15 protein-coding genes are annotated in these 14,565 nt (G+C 34.3%); all 15 read right to left on the bottom strand.

The window, feature by feature from the left end; all coding sequences use genetic code 11:
• Nucleotides 1-102: 102 nt before the first annotated feature.
• The 15 genes from ACOOWA_RS03865 to ACOOWA_RS03795 all read right to left on the bottom strand — a co-directional run bounded on the left by ACOOWA_RS03865 (nucleotide 103) and on the right by ACOOWA_RS03795 (nucleotide 14,530).
• A complete protein-coding gene (locus ACOOWA_RS03865) occupies nucleotides 103-3,795 on the bottom strand; it encodes a phosphoribosylformylglycinamidine synthase (protein ID WP_421373327.1) in 3,693 nt (1,230 codons plus the stop codon).
• A 10-nt stretch (nucleotides 3,796-3,805) separates the two neighbouring features.
• Nucleotides 3,806-5,131 carry an ArnT family glycosyltransferase gene (locus tag ACOOWA_RS03860; protein WP_421373326.1) on the bottom strand — a complete coding sequence of 442 codons (1,326 nt, stop codon included), beginning with the start codon at nucleotides 5,129-5,131 and terminating at the stop codon, nucleotides 3,806-3,808.
• 40 nt (nucleotides 5,132-5,171) lie between these two features.
• Nucleotides 5,172-6,599: an adenylosuccinate lyase gene (purB, locus tag ACOOWA_RS03855; RefSeq protein WP_421373325.1), complete on the bottom strand. Its 1,428-nt coding sequence runs from the start codon at nucleotides 6,597-6,599 to the stop codon at nucleotides 5,172-5,174.
• Between the two features lie 124 nt (nucleotides 6,600-6,723).
• The gene (locus ACOOWA_RS03850; RefSeq protein WP_421373324.1) at nucleotides 6,724-7,182 is read right to left on the bottom strand and encodes a hypothetical protein; all 459 of its coding nucleotides are present in this window, start codon (nucleotides 7,180-7,182) and stop codon (nucleotides 6,724-6,726) included.
• Nucleotides 7,183-7,264: 82 nt separating this feature from the next.
• Nucleotides 7,265-7,714 carry an SRPBCC family protein gene (locus ACOOWA_RS03845; RefSeq protein WP_421373323.1) on the bottom strand — a complete coding sequence of 150 codons (450 nt, stop codon included), beginning with the start codon at nucleotides 7,712-7,714 and terminating at the stop codon, nucleotides 7,265-7,267.
• 135 nt (nucleotides 7,715-7,849) lie between these two features.
• Complete coding sequence (locus ACOOWA_RS03840; protein ID WP_421373322.1) at nucleotides 7,850-8,278, bottom strand: SRPBCC domain-containing protein; 429 nt, start codon at nucleotides 8,276-8,278, stop codon at nucleotides 7,850-7,852.
• Nucleotides 8,279-8,318: 40 nt separating this feature from the next.
• Nucleotides 8,319-9,152, bottom strand: coding sequence for an SDR family oxidoreductase (locus ACOOWA_RS03835; RefSeq protein WP_421373321.1), 834 nt, complete (start codon nucleotides 9,150-9,152; stop codon nucleotides 8,319-8,321).
• A gap of 134 nt (nucleotides 9,153-9,286) precedes the next feature.
• Complete coding sequence (locus ACOOWA_RS03830) at nucleotides 9,287-10,153, bottom strand: VOC family protein (protein WP_421373320.1); 867 nt, start codon at nucleotides 10,151-10,153, stop codon at nucleotides 9,287-9,289.
• A 280-nt stretch (nucleotides 10,154-10,433) separates the two neighbouring features.
• Entirely contained in the window at nucleotides 10,434-10,697 is a 264-nt protein-coding gene (locus ACOOWA_RS03825) for a hypothetical protein (protein WP_421373319.1), read from the bottom strand.
• Between the two features lie 36 nt (nucleotides 10,698-10,733).
• Nucleotides 10,734-11,147, bottom strand: coding sequence for an SRPBCC family protein (locus ACOOWA_RS03820; RefSeq protein ID WP_421373318.1), 414 nt, complete (start codon nucleotides 11,145-11,147; stop codon nucleotides 10,734-10,736).
• A 58-nt stretch (nucleotides 11,148-11,205) separates the two neighbouring features.
• Entirely contained in the window at nucleotides 11,206-11,637 is a 432-nt protein-coding gene (locus ACOOWA_RS03815; RefSeq protein WP_421373317.1) for a VOC family protein, read from the bottom strand.
• Nucleotides 11,638-11,957: 320 nt separating this feature from the next.
• On the bottom strand, nucleotides 11,958-12,734 hold the full coding sequence (locus ACOOWA_RS03810) for an alpha/beta fold hydrolase (protein WP_421373316.1): 777 nt from the start codon (nucleotides 12,732-12,734) through the stop codon (nucleotides 11,958-11,960).
• Between the two features lie 2 nt (nucleotides 12,735-12,736).
• Complete coding sequence (locus ACOOWA_RS03805; RefSeq protein WP_421373315.1) at nucleotides 12,737-13,261, bottom strand: DinB family protein; 525 nt, start codon at nucleotides 13,259-13,261, stop codon at nucleotides 12,737-12,739.
• 192 nt (nucleotides 13,262-13,453) lie between these two features.
• Entirely contained in the window at nucleotides 13,454-13,861 is a 408-nt protein-coding gene (locus ACOOWA_RS03800; protein ID WP_421373314.1) for a VOC family protein, read from the bottom strand.
• A gap of 78 nt (nucleotides 13,862-13,939) precedes the next feature.
• Nucleotides 13,940-14,530, bottom strand: a complete 591-nt coding sequence (locus ACOOWA_RS03795) for a Crp/Fnr family transcriptional regulator (protein WP_421373312.1) — start codon at nucleotides 14,528-14,530, stop codon at nucleotides 13,940-13,942.
• Between the last annotated feature and the right edge of the window lie 35 nt (nucleotides 14,531-14,565).

The raw sequence follows: 14,565 nt of genomic DNA, 5'->3' as shown, positions 1-14,565 counted from the left end.
AAAATCATTTATTGATTATAAAATTCCATTCAGTTATTCAAACCTCACAGGTTTTAAAGACCTGTGAGGTTTTTAGACTTCTCGTGGTTGCAAACCAATAATTTATTTAAAATATTCAACGCCGTTTTTAAAGATATTATGGTAATTCGCAGTCGGAATATTCTTCATTAAACCTTTTGCAAAACGTTCAGGATGCCCCATTCTACCAAAAATCTTTCCACATGGACTTGTAATTCCTTCAATTCCGAACAATGAATTATTTGGATTGAACGGCATTCCGTGAGCGATATTTCCTTCTAAATCTAAATATTGCGTAGCGATTTGTCCATTTTCAAACAACTTTTGAATTTCTGCTTCTGAAGCCATAAAACGACCTTCGCCGTGAGAAATCGGAATGGTATAAATCTGCCCTTTCATTCCTTTCAACCAAGGAGATTCGTCATTCAGAACTTTTACGTTGACCATTTGAGAAATATGTCTTCTGATCGCATTATGAGCCAACGTCGGAGAATTTTCATCCAGATCTTTGATTCTTCCGTAAGGCAACAATCCTGACTTCACCAACGCCTGAAAACCGTTACAAATCCCGATAATCATTCCGTCTCTGTCGAGCAATTCATGAACTGCATTTCTCATCTTTTCGTTCTTCAAAACATTCACGATAAATTTAGCAGAACCATCCGGTTCGTCACCCGCAGAAAATCCTCCGGAGAATGCTAAAATCTGTGACTGTTTAATTTCTTTTACCCACGCATCGATGCTTTCATCAAGCAATTGATGATTGATGTTAATTAAAGGTAAACTGTTAACAATTGCACCTTCTTTTGCAAAAGCATTCAGCGTGTCATACTCACAGTTTGTCCCAGGAAAAACCGGAGCAAAAACTCTTGGCTGAGCAATCCCGTGTTTTTTAATGATGATATTTCTTGCAATAACTGAGTTTAATTCTGAATTTAATTCAACTGTAATTTTTTCTTTTTCTACTGTCGAAAAAAGGTTTTCAAAAGTTTTCGTATTGGCTTCAAGTAATTTTTCGATTTTGAAATCCAAATTATTGATTTTCAGAATATTTGAATTTTTAACTTCACCAATTAGTTGAAGATCAACAAAACTCAATTCTTCAGTAGATTCTATAATTAAACTTCCAATGTTTTTAGCTAATAAAACGTTTTCATCAGCAACATTTATTTCAGCACCCAATCTGTTTCCGAAACTCATTTTTGCTAAAGCAACTGCTACTCCACCTTCCTTAACTGTTTTCACTGAAACAATTCTTCCGGCTTTAATATTTTCGAAAATCAAATTATAAACAGCTTTTAGATTTTCATAATTTGGAAGTCCGTTTTCCTGTGGAATATGATTGAAGAAATACAATTTATTTCCAGCCTGTTTAAATTCCGGAGAGATAATATTTTTCTTTTCTCCATTCGCACAAGCGAAAGAAATTAACGTTGGCGGAACATTCAAATCCTGATATGTGCCACTCATCGAATCTTTACCCCCGATTGCTGCTAAACCGAAGTTAATCTGTGCATCATAAGCTCCTAAAAGTGAAGCCAATGGTTTTCCCCATTTTTCAGGATTCTGACCTAGTTTCTCAAAATATTCCTGGAAACTGAATCTGATATTTTTATAATTGCCGCCCATTGCAACGATTTTCGCAACGCTTTCAACGACTGCGTAAGAAGCTCCCAACAATGAGTTTTGTTTTGAAATTTCGGCATCAAATCCCCAACTTGCCAAAGAAACGGTTTCAATATCTTTTGCTCCTAAAATCGGCAAAGTCTGAACACTTCCTTCCATCAAAGTCTGCTGATATTTTCCGCCTAAAGGCATCGCAACCGTAGTTGCACCGATAGAAGAATCGAACATCTCCAACAAACCTTTTTGAGAAGCGACGTTTTTATCACCTAAAATTTTCAAGAAATTCTCTTCATTAAAAGCTAGAGTTTCTTCTTTTACTTCGTTAAGATGGGTAATCTTAACTTCCTGGCTTTTTGAGCAACCATTCGTATCTAAAAATGCTCTTGAGAGGTCAACAATTTTATTGCCTTTCCAGAACATCTGCATTCTTCCTGAATCTGTAACCTTTGCAACTTCAACAGCCACAATATTTTCAGCTTCACAGAACTTGATAAACTTTTCTTTATCTTTCGGTTCAACTACAACCGCCATTCTTTCCTGAGATTCAGAAATAGCAAGCTCGGTTCCGTTCAAACCTTCGTATTTTAATGGTAAAACATCTAGATTAACTTCCAAAGAATCAGCAATTTCACCGATTGCTACAGAAACACCTCCAGCTCCAAAGTCATTTGATTTTTTAATCAGTCTTGTCACTTCAGGATTTCTGAATAATCTCTGGATTTTACGCTCTTCAACCGCATTTCCTTTCTGAACTTCAGAACTCATCGTGTGGATCGAAGTTTCGTCCTGCTCTTTTGAACTTCCGCTTGCCCCACCAACTCCGTCACGACCGGTTGCTCCTCCTAAAATAATAATAGAATCACCCGCTTCAGGTTTTTCACGTCTCACCCAATCCACAGGAACCGCTCCGGCAACGAAACCGACTTCCATTCTTTTTGCTTTGTAGCCTTCGTCATAGATTTCAGAAACCATTGTAGTCGCCAAACCGATTTGGTTACCATAAGAAGAATATCCGTTTGCAGCATGTTTTGTGATTGTTTTTTGAGGTAATTTGCCCGGTAAAGTTTGGTCAACAGACTCCAAAACGTCAGCAGCACCCGTTAATCTCATCGCCTGGAAAACGAAAGAACGTCCGGATAAAGGATCCCTGATCGCACCACCTAAACAAGTTGAAGCCCCACCAAAAGGTTCGATTTCTGTCGGGTGATTGTGTGTTTCATTCTTGAATAACAAATACCACGGTTCTTTTTTACCATCGTACTCAGCTTCAATTTGGATTGTACAAGCGTTGATTTCATCTGAAACCACCAGGTTTTCCAAATCACCTGTTTTATGGAAATATCTTCCGCAAACGGTTGCCAAATCCATTAAAGAGATCGGTTTTAATTCGCGTCCTAAGAATTTTCTTTTTTCGATGTAATCATTGAAAATAGTTTCCAATGTATGTTTAAATTGTCCTTCAAATTCAATATTTGACAATTCAGTTTCAAAAGTTGTGTGACGACAGTGGTCACTCCAATACGTGTCTAAAACTTTAAGTTCCGTTTCTGTAGGATTTCTTTGTTCCGATTTAAAATATTCCTGAATGAATTTTAAATCATCCAAACCTAATGCAAAACCATGATTATTAAAAAATTCCTCCAGTTGAGCATCATCAAAATTGATAAAATTTTCGTGAACAATTACTTTTGAAGGTGTTTCTTCCGCAGGGATATCTAAAATGGTTAAATCTTTTTCCTGAGATTCTACTTTATTGATGAGAAGATCTTTGATTTTTGCTAAATCAGATTCGGAAATCCCTTCAAACTCGATTAATTTCCCACTTCTTACTTTAGACTTCTCATTTCCAGTCAGTAAAGCAATACACTGTTGGGCAGAATCTGCACGCTGATCGTATTGTCCAGGCAAAAATTCCAATGCGAAATAAATTCCCTGTGCAGGATTTTCTTCAATTAAAATATCAGTAACCGGATCTACAAAAGTGCTGTTAACCACTTTTTCAAATTCGCCATCATTTAAACCAAAAATATCGTAAACGTTGTATACTTTTACGCTTTGGATCGACGGAACGACCGCTTTTACTTCATCAAAAATTTTTGGACTTTCCACATCGAAAATTCCTCTTTTTTCTACGAAAATTCTTTTATTCATTTTTACTTTTTTATCGATCAAAATTGAATTCAGTTAAGATTCCTTTTCCATATTCTGAAATGTCATAATGATGAAAATTTTCAATTTCTTTCTTAACTGTAATTGGATAATATATTTTATATCCTTGTGAAATATAATGTTTTAAAAGATCTAGAGTAGGTCCTTCATATATTTTTATATTTCTATTGTTATTGGGGTAATTATATAAATAACAGTTGTAAAAACATCCTGCTACCAATACTTTTTTATCACTTTTAATTTTTGAAAACTGAGTATGAATTGACTTTGTATAGACTAGAAAATCGTTCTCCATTTTCTCGTTGACAAAAACGGTTCCTTTAAACTGAACTTTATTTGAGCTTACATAAATTACAAACGGGCTTAGAATAAATGAAGAAAATATAATATTCTTTACCATCTTATTCTGAATCAAAAATACTAAAATCAATATCACAAATGGAATAAGCGGTATATTATAGTTGCTTTCAAAAGGATATTTTAAATATAAGAAACTAGTAATAAGAATCATTAGAACTGAGAAAATTAATATTTCTTTATTGCTTTGAAAATTCCTGACTAAATTCTTCGAAAAAATGATATAAATACAACCTACTAAGAGTCCTAAAATTCCCAAAACACCGTAAATATACATGGTGTACTGACTTACTATACTTTTCAGATCGATCGAACTTTCGCCAACATCCGGCAAAATATTCAATGAATACTTACTAAAAACCGGAGTAAAAATTAAAACAAAAGTTGACACTGCAACACCAAATATTACCAAATAATCTTTCAAAGATCTAATTCTAACCGTAAAATACAAGAAATACAAAATTGGCATTAATAAAATAATATTTGTAAATCTTGTACTCACCATTAAACCTAAAGCCACACCTGCCCAAAAAATATATTTTTTCAAAATAAACCATAATCCCGACAGCAAGAAAAACAAGCTCCACACATACTCCATATTACTTGTAGATGCTATAAAAACAGCCTGTACAAAACCAAGAGCCAGAGCAGCCATTACTTTATCTTTAACTCCTAAGTTTCCTATTATTTTGTAAAAAACAACACAGCATAAAGCAGTAAATAGTACACTTAAAACATTGAGAATTAGCCATGCGCAATCTCCAAAAAGTGACGCCAAATATTCTGAAACAGGATAACCAGGAAATCTTGATGCCCTGTAAGATCCCGTCTCGAGAATTTTTTTCCCTGTATGAAGAACCAGCCAATTGTCCAGATCTAGTCCAGGACTATTCCAAATAAATGGTAATCTTGATATGATTACTGAAAAAAAAATAAATGTAATATTAATTTTATCCTTCATGTAGGCTCATAAAATATGCAGCCCAAAGACTGCATATCAATTATACTTTAAGGTCAGCTTCCAGGCCAATCAAATCCTGATTCGCATCAATAATCGGCTGAACTTCATTGGCAATGAATTCTTCCGTTTGAATAGGTGCAAAACCGATGAAGTTTTTCGGGTCCAGAACTTCTTTTAATTTTGATTTATCCAGTTTTAATGAATTGTCGTTCAGGATTCTTTCGATCAAATCGTTTTCTTTTCCTTCTTCTTTTACCTTTTTAGAAGCTTCCATAGAATGAACTCTGATTACTTCATGAATTTCCTGACGGTCGCCACCAGCTTTCACTTCTTCCATGATGATGTATTCTGTTGCCATGAAAGGAAGCTCTTCCATAATATGTTTGTTGATTCTGTTCGGATAAACCACGATTCCGTTCATGATATTATTCCAAATCAATAGAATCGCATCAACTGCTAAAAACGCCTGAGGAATGGTTAATCTTTTGTTTGCTGAATCGTCCAATGTTCTTTCAAACCATTGTGTTGAAGCGACCATCGCAGAACTCGTTGTCAAAGACATCACATATTTTGCCAGTGCTCCAATTCTTTCGCTTCTCATTGGATTACGTTTGTAAGCCATTGCAGATGAACCGATTTGATTCTTTTCGAATGGCTCTTCAATTTCTTTCAGATTTTGAAGTAACCGTAAATCGTTTGTGAATTTATGCGCAGATTGAGCAATATTTCCTAATAAAGCCACCACTTTAGCATCAATTTTTCTGTCATAAGTCTGCCCGGAAACTCCGAAAACCTTTTCGAAACCGAATCTTTTAGACAATTCTTTATCTAAGTGTTTCACTTTAGAATAATCACCGTTGAAAAGCTCCAAGAAACTTGCTGCAGTTCCTGTTGTTCCTTTTACTCCTCTGAATCTTAATGTTTCTAAGAAAAAATCCAATTCTTCGATGTCTAAAACTAAACTTTGTAACCAAAGAGTCGCTCTTTTTCCAACGGTCGTTAACTGAGCTGGTTGGAAATGTGTGAATCCTAAAGTTGGAAGATCTTTATATTGAATGGCAAAATCAGAAAGATTTTTCATTACGTTCACCAACTTTTTCTTCAAGGTTAAAAGTCCGTCACGGATTTGAATCAAATCTGTATTGTCTCCTACAAACGCTGAAGTTGCCCCCAAGTGAATAATTCCTTTTGCTGATGGCGCCACATCACCATAAGCGTGAACGTGAGCCATCACATCGTGACGGAATTTCTTCTCATATTCTGCCGCTTTATCATAATCAATATTTTCTGCATTGGCTTTCAGGTCAGTGATCTGCTCGTCTGTAATTTCAAGACCAAGATCTTTTTCGATTTCAGCAAGAGCAATCCAAAGCTTTCTCCAGTTCTGGAATTTGTTGTTATGAGAAAAGTTAAACAACATTTCTTCGCTTGAATAGCGTTCTTCCAAAGGATTTTTGTAGGAATTCATTCTTTTCTTTTACTTTTTTATAGATATGCAAAAGTAAGATTTTTTGGTGAGAGATAAAAATTCATAAAGCGCGTTTTGAATTTTGCTTACATCAGAGCAATTTCAATAGATTTGGCCTAAAATTTTAATTTAAGTAAATTCCAAAAAACCATGTCCAGGTTATTAAAATAATCTGCATCGGAATTCTTTCTTTATAAAGATAGCTCATTCCCGGACCGGAATAATCACCCTTAAAAATATTCACTTTCTTTTTGGATGAATTTATATTTGCCACAAAAACCAAAACAAGAAAAACAATGAGTAAGGCTGCAGTCAATTCACGGATTGAAGGAATCATCAAACCAAATCCCGCCGCAATTTCTATTAATCCCGTAAAATAAACCCAAAACATTTTCGCCGGAACAAAATCAGGAATCATTAAAGCCATTCCTTTCTGGAATTTAAAATGAGCAAAACCTGTGAAAAGAATGAAAACTGCCATTCCTAAATTTCCCGAAAACAGAAAATTCCAGTTTCCCTGAAAGATTTTTGTTCCCAATAACGCTAAAATAAATGTTGTGAAAAGAATGACTAATAATTTCATAATTCTTAAAATTGAGCCTAAAGTTAAACAAAAAAGAGATTTTCCCAATGAAAACCTCCTGACTGAAACTATTCAGCTCATATTATTTTGCCTCCGAAAGCTCTTTAACAATTTGTAAGCCTTTATTGAAGCCTTCATTCATGTGATCACGCCATTCTTTATCAACCTGAACTTCGGTATGGAGTTTCGTTTTTCCTTCAAAATCAATCAGAATATATTTTTCAAAGCAGCCACTCCATTCCATCACTTCTTTGCTTTGGGTATCTTCGTTTCCGTCTTTATCGACCATTCCCAAATGTTTAAAAATAATCTGACCAGGTTTTTCAAGACTGTCAATTGTTGAGACCATCCCTTCTCCGTCTGCATTAGTGAAATATGTTTTTCCGCCAACTTGCCAATCGGATTTCATTATTGACGCTGATTTGGGATTGAAAAATTTAGTCCATTCGCTGTACGATTTGTTTTCCCAAAGAACGTCCCATATTTTTTCTTTTGGTGCATCGATGATAATTTCGTAAGATAAGGTTTCCATATTTTTGATTTTTGATTTGTTTTAATTTAAACACAAATGACACAAATTTTCAGCACGAATTACACTAAATAAAGTATTAAATATTAATAAGAGTTTGTGATATTTGTGAAATTCATTTGCGTAATAAGTGTTTAATTACAGTTGATTTTCAGATAAGTTTTTCACATTCTGAATCGCCTGTGGAACTTTCTCTTCAAAAAAGCTTTTATATTCTTCATTGGAATTAATTTTTAAAATAAGCTTTGTACTTTCATCATCTCCTTCAAGAATATAAGATTCAGTGGCATCACCCCAATCCATCGGAGTTTCAATTCCGTTGTAGATCTCTCCTAAATGCAGAAATACCATTTCCTTATTTGGAATATTCTTAACGACTTCGCTGTACATTCCGTTGTTTTGCGGATCTAAAAACTGTATTTTACTCCCTTCTTCCAAAGTTCCCATATAATAGGAGCCTTCGATAAAAGCGGAGGTCCATTGTCTGTAGGAAAACTCGTCCCAAAGTACACTCCATACTTTCTCGGGTGCAGCGTTTATTTCAATTTCAAACTGTAAAAGTTCCATTATATTTTAAGTTTAGGTTCAAATTTTAAGCAAAAATAATTTATCCTCCAACGAAATCTCCACCGTTTATATGAATAATTTCTCCGGTAATAAAACTTGAATCTTCAGAAGCCAGAAAAACATAAGCGGGAGCAACTTCAGAAGGCTGTCCTGCTCTTTTTAGCGGTGTATCTCTTCCAAAAGAAGCAATATCTTCAAAAGTTTCTTTTACCAAAGGTGTCCAAATCGGTCCTGGAGCAACTCCATTGACAAGAATTTTCTTCTCGGCAAGATTTACAGAAAGTGAACGGACGAATGTAGCAATTGCACCTTTTGTTGCTGAATAATCGATAAGATGATCACTTCCCCGATACGCTGTAACAGACGTTGTGCAAATAATTCTTCCGCCTTTGGTCATTAAATTCAAACAATCTCTCGTAAAGGAAATCATTGAAATAATATTGACATCAAAGGTTTTTTTTATTTGTTCATCCTTAATCTTGGAAATTTCACTTTTAGGAAACTGAATTCCGGCATTATTAACCAGAATATCGATTGTTTTCCAATCTTTTTTAATTTTCTCCAAAGTATTTTTTCTAAAAGTTTTATTGGATATATCGCCTTTAAAAAGCACACATTTTCCACCTTCTTTTTCAACGAGTTTCTGTGTTTCTTTGGCATCTTTTACACTGTCTTTGTAAATCACTGCAACATCGGCTCCTTCTCTTGCGAAATGTACTGCAACCGCTTGTCCGATTCCGCTGTCGCCACCGGAAATAACGGCTTTTTTATTGAGTAATTTTTTACTACCCAAATAATTTTCTCTGATAATCTCAGGATTTAAACCGTCTTTCGGTACTTTTGAAAGCGATTTTGACTTGTTCTGTGTCTTCATAAGCAAATCTTTTAGAGAAAAGCATCAAACAGCAAGCCGAAGAGGAAAGTTGGGTGATGGAAGCTGGATGCGGGAAGTTATTTTCAGACTAAATATTACTTCCAGCCTCCATCATCAAGCTTCCAGTCAAATATTTAAGAATTATAAGCTTCTTCCAAATCCTGAATGATGATTTTCTGCATTTTCATCATTGCCTGAAAAACTTTCTGAGCTTTTTCCTGATTTGCATCATTCATCAGTTCGATTAATCTTTTAGGAACAATTTGCCAACTGAAGCCAAACTGATCTTTCAGCCAGCCACACATACTTTCTCTTCCGCCCTCAGAAATAAGTGAATTCCAAAGATGATCGGTTTGTTCCTGATTATCTGTCATGACAACCATCGAAATTCCTTCATTAAAATCAAATTGATGATCATAAGAATTATCCATACAGAAAAAAGAATATCCGTCGATTTCGAAGTGAGCATGCTGTACATTTTCAGGAACTTCATGAGTTTCATTACCCACTCCGTCTCCGTATTTTAAAATGCTTCCGATTTTTGAATTCGGAAAAATTTCAGTGTAAAACTCCATCGCTTTTATAGCTTTGCCATTATTCTGATGAATAAACATTAACGTCGGAATAATTTTTTGTTCTACATCGCGGTTTTCAGCCAAATAAACCTGCCAAGTCACACCAAATTTATCACGAACCCAGCCGTATTTTTTGCTCCAGGGATATTCTCCGATTTCCATTAAAGCCATTCCGCCATCCACCAAATGATCCCAATATTTCTGAACCTCATCTTCAGTTTCACAAATTATCATGAAAGAAACTGAAGCATTTTTCTGAAAGTGAGGACCACCATTTAGCAACATTAATTTTTGACCGAAAAGATCAATATTCATCACCATTTGAGTATCTGCCGTAATTTTTCCGTCAAAAACTTTACAGTAAAATTCTGCGGATTCTTTTGCATCTCCGTCGTACCAAATACACGGGAAAATATTGTTATTCATAATTTTTATTTTTATTTTTTTGTCTAAACACTAATGCCACGAATTATCACTAATATTTTCAATTACAATCTTAAATATCAAATAGGTATTTTTTCTATAAAAAGATTCTTCACTATGCTATGCTTCTTTCAGAATAAGAAAAAGTGTCTAAAAAATTCTGCTTTCATTGGCCAATGAAATCAAAACTCTACGAGATAAACGCCTTTGCGAAAACATGCACAATCAACTAAAAAAAAAATTTTTGTCTGCTTTGCATTTTTTAAAAAGTCAGATTGCTACGTCACAAGCTTCTCGCAATTACAATTTCATCAGTTTTAAAAGAGAAATTGTTTTCCTGCATATAACCTTTAAGCTTAAGAATAGTATTTTTTCCAAAACCGTGAAATTTTATCAGTTCATTTTCAGAATAATCTGAAAGCTTACTAAGAGAATCTATTTTCTCTTTTGCCAGTGCTCTTCTTGCAGGCATTGCAATAACGCCCTGTAAAAAATCGTTTTCTACAGCATGATGCTCAGTACAAATGGATCTTAAAGATTTTGCCATTATTACCAAATTGATCATGATTAAAAAATTTCAAGTTTAATGATTTTCTACGTATTTGTGAAAATTATCTAGTATTGCATACCAACCATCTCGTTGCATTTCTGCAGAATTCTGAGTTTCAGGATCGAAAATTTCGGTTACTTTGGTTGTATTTTGGTCAATTTTTTCAAAAATTACTTCTACCACTCTCCCATCTTCCAAGTGATATTGGATTTTTTCATTGGTGATTACCTCATCATAAATTCCTTCAAAATCAAATCCGAAGCTTCCGTCTTTTGCTTCCATTCTTGTTTTGAATTTGCCACCCATTCTCAAGTCATTTTCAGAGCTTGGACATTGCCAAGATTCGTGAGCAAAATTCCATTTTGTGATATGTTCGGGAGTGTTGAAATAGTCCCAAACTTTTTCTACTGGAGCAAGAATTGTAACATCTACTTTAATTTTTTCCATAATTTTATTTTAAATTGTAAAACCACAAACAGCCACCCTATTACAGATAAATATATGATTAATTTGTATATTTAGCGTTATAATTAATCATCCAATGCACCCCATATTTGTCTTGAAAACTACCAAAATAGTCTCCCCAAAACTGGTCTTCAAGCGGCATTTCGATGTTTCCTCCTTCCGAAAGTCCTTTGAAAAGCCTGTCTGCTTCTTCTCTTGATTCGGGGAAAACTGATACGTAATTGTTGTTTCCAACATTGAGTTTCTGTCCGAAACTTGGAACAATATCTGAAGCCATCAATACATCTCCGCCAATCGGAAGCGCAATGTGCATCACTCTGTTTTTTTCTTCATCAGTAAGATTTTCTGTTCCTGGAGCATTACCCATTTTGTGGATTTCACCACGAAATTCTCCGCCAAAAACAGATTTGTAAAATGTAAAAGCTTCTTCTGCTTTTCCGTCGAAATTTAAGTAAGGATTTAATTTTGTCATGATTTTTTATTTTAATTAATATTTTTATTTTTTAAATACAAATAGCACTAATTTTTTCACGAATAGACACTGATAACGTTTGTGAAATTTGTGTAAACTATTTGTGTTGTTAGTGTTTAGTTTTAACGCAAAGTTCGCAAGGATTTTTTAAATGTTTGAGAATATTTTTCGTTCTCAAAGGCGTTTGACTTCGTCGAATCTTCGATTTCACTCAGCTAAGAAATCGGTATTTATTATTTACTCAATTTGTAATTCTTAAAGTAGTAGAGTTGATTAAAGAATCTATTTTTATACTCTCTAATTTTCGTTTCATTAATTTTTTAATTATTCAAAAACTTTTCAATTTCACTTACTGTAAAATCAATCAGTTTTCCATCAATATTTCCTCCGAAATCTGCCATCATATAAGAGCCATGAGTTGCAGGGAGAATCATTAATTGAGAATTTTCTACCAAACGCCACATTTCGACAACGTGTTCCGGTTTCATTACATCTTTGTCGCCAGAAATAAATAAGGTTGGAGACTTTATTCCTTTCAAAAGATCTTCACTCCAGTCTTCGAAAGTCTGCATTCTTTTGCTGTCTTTTTCAAACATATTTTTGAGAGCAGACTGATCTGAATTTAATTCTAAAAAATTATTTTTGAGTGATTCGGGCATAGATTCTAATGTGACATTTTCCATTCCTTCAAAAAAGCCATCTATCATCCCTGTTTTTTTGTAAAATGCAGAAGCAACTATAAGTTTTTCAACCAGATCAGGAAACAGATGGGCGATTTGCATCACTGTATTTCCACCGTTACTAAACCCCCAAAACGATGCTTTCTCAATTTTAATTTCTTTAAGAAGTGAAGCAACGTCTTTCGTATCCTGCTCGAAAGTTTCAGGTATATTTCTATGTTCTGTCATTCCGTGATTTTGGAGATCAATTCCAATGAGTTGAAATTTATTTTCAAGCTTTGGAATAATTTCCTTAAAATCAAACCGAATCGAACCAGCTCCGCCGTGAATCAATACTAAAGGTTTTCCGGAACCATAGATTTCATAGTACATTTTAATTCCGTTGACTTCTTTATGCCCTTTTTCTACAGGATTCATTTTTAATATTTTAAATCTGTATCAAAGTCATATTTCATTCCCGGATAGTTAAGAATTCTTCGCATTAAACCCATTTGTCCGCACAGATAATCTTCACGACCGATGCACATTCCGACGAAATTTAAAACTGTTTCAGGAAAGAAATCGATATTCATTCCCATCGGAAATGCTTTATCTAAATCTTCATCAGTTGCCGACAATAATTTTTGATACACCAATGGTGAAATTTTATGAAAACTAGTTTTGAGCTGTTCTAAAGTAGGGTATTTAAAACTTTCGTCCAGTGCTTTTCCCTGAAAGAAAAAATCTTTAAACTCAAATTCTTCATTCAACCCAAGTACATTTCCCAGTGCATAACGCATATCGAGAAAGTTGCCAATCATCCAGATGATATGATTGGTACGTCCTTCAATTCTTCTAAGGGCATCTTCATCTGAAATTCCGTCAAGAACCATCAGAAAACTCTGGCTGTGACCACGAAATGCGGGGATGATGATGTCTAATTTTTTTGATATTGGTGTATCCATTTGTTTATTTTTTTGATTTTTTTAATTTCCCACAGATTGCTCAGATTTACATGGAGATTGTGTTTATTCGTGAAAATATTTTTGAGATTTTGTATTAAAATTTTCTCGTAGATTTTGCTGATTACGCGGATTTTTTCACTTGAAAAAACTTATAAAAATTGTGGAAAGTCATTTTTTATATTTGTTTTTAAATTATTCTGTTGGCATTTGAGAAAGGTCTGCATAAGTTACGTTCCAGCCATGACCGTTGATGTCCCAAAAAGAATTTTGATACATCCAGCCATAATCCTGAGGTTCTTCATGTTGGTAAGCTCCGTTTTCCACAGCAGCATTTACAACTTGATCAACTTCTTCACGACTATCTAAACCAATGGCAACCAAAACCTGCGTTGTATCGCCTTTAGGAACCGGTCTTTCAGAAAAAGTCTGAAAATATTCTTCCGTTAAAAACATTACATAAATTGTATCACTCATCATCACGCATACTGCCTTTTCATCTGAAAACTGTTCGTTGATGGTAAAACCGAGATGAGTCCAAAATTGTTTTGTTTTCGGAATATCTTTTACTGGAAGATTTACATAAATTTGGTTGATTTTCATTTTGTAATCTGTTTATTGTTAAACTTTAAACCAAAATTACCAAGTTGCAACGAAAATCAACTTGCCATAAGACAAGATTTAAATTTTCTTGGGATGCGAAACCAATTCTTTACGAATTCTGCTTAAAGAAGTGTCTGTCACACCTAGATAGGAGGCAATTTGCTTTAACGGCGCAAACTGTATGACATGTGGTTTTTGCTCTAAAAGATTGAGATAACGTTTTGTAGCAGAAAGTATAAACATTTCTACAGAACGCTGTTTGTAACTGAAAAGTTCCTGAGACATCCAGGCTCTTCCCCACTCGCTCAAATTTGGAATTCTATGATAAAGTTCCTGAAATACTTCAAAATCTATCTTCCATAATTCACAATCTGTGATGCAGACGATATTTTCCTGCGTAGGAATTCTTTGAAATAATGATGAGACTTCGATTACGATTTCATTTTCCACGAAAAAGTGCGTGGTAACTTCGTTTCCGTTGAAATCATTGACGAAGGAACGAGCCAAACCTTTTTCAAGAATAAAATATTCATTGGCGGTTTTTCCTTCTTTAAGAATAAAATCTCCTTTTCGAAAATTTTTTTTTTCGTGGGCTTTAATTATTTCTTCTAATTCTTCAGGGAAGAAAAAAGGAAAATCGTAGTAAACGTTAAAAGCTTTTTCAGTCATTTAAAATGTTTTTTTGAGCTTTAAAATTAAATTTT

Source organism: Chryseobacterium sp. GP-SGM7, assembly GCF_049166575.1.
In the GTDB taxonomy this organism is placed as follows: domain Bacteria; phylum Bacteroidota; class Bacteroidia; order Flavobacteriales; family Weeksellaceae; genus Chryseobacterium.
Note: the sequence above shows the minus strand (reverse complement) of the source record. Positions and strands in the feature narration are given on the sequence as shown.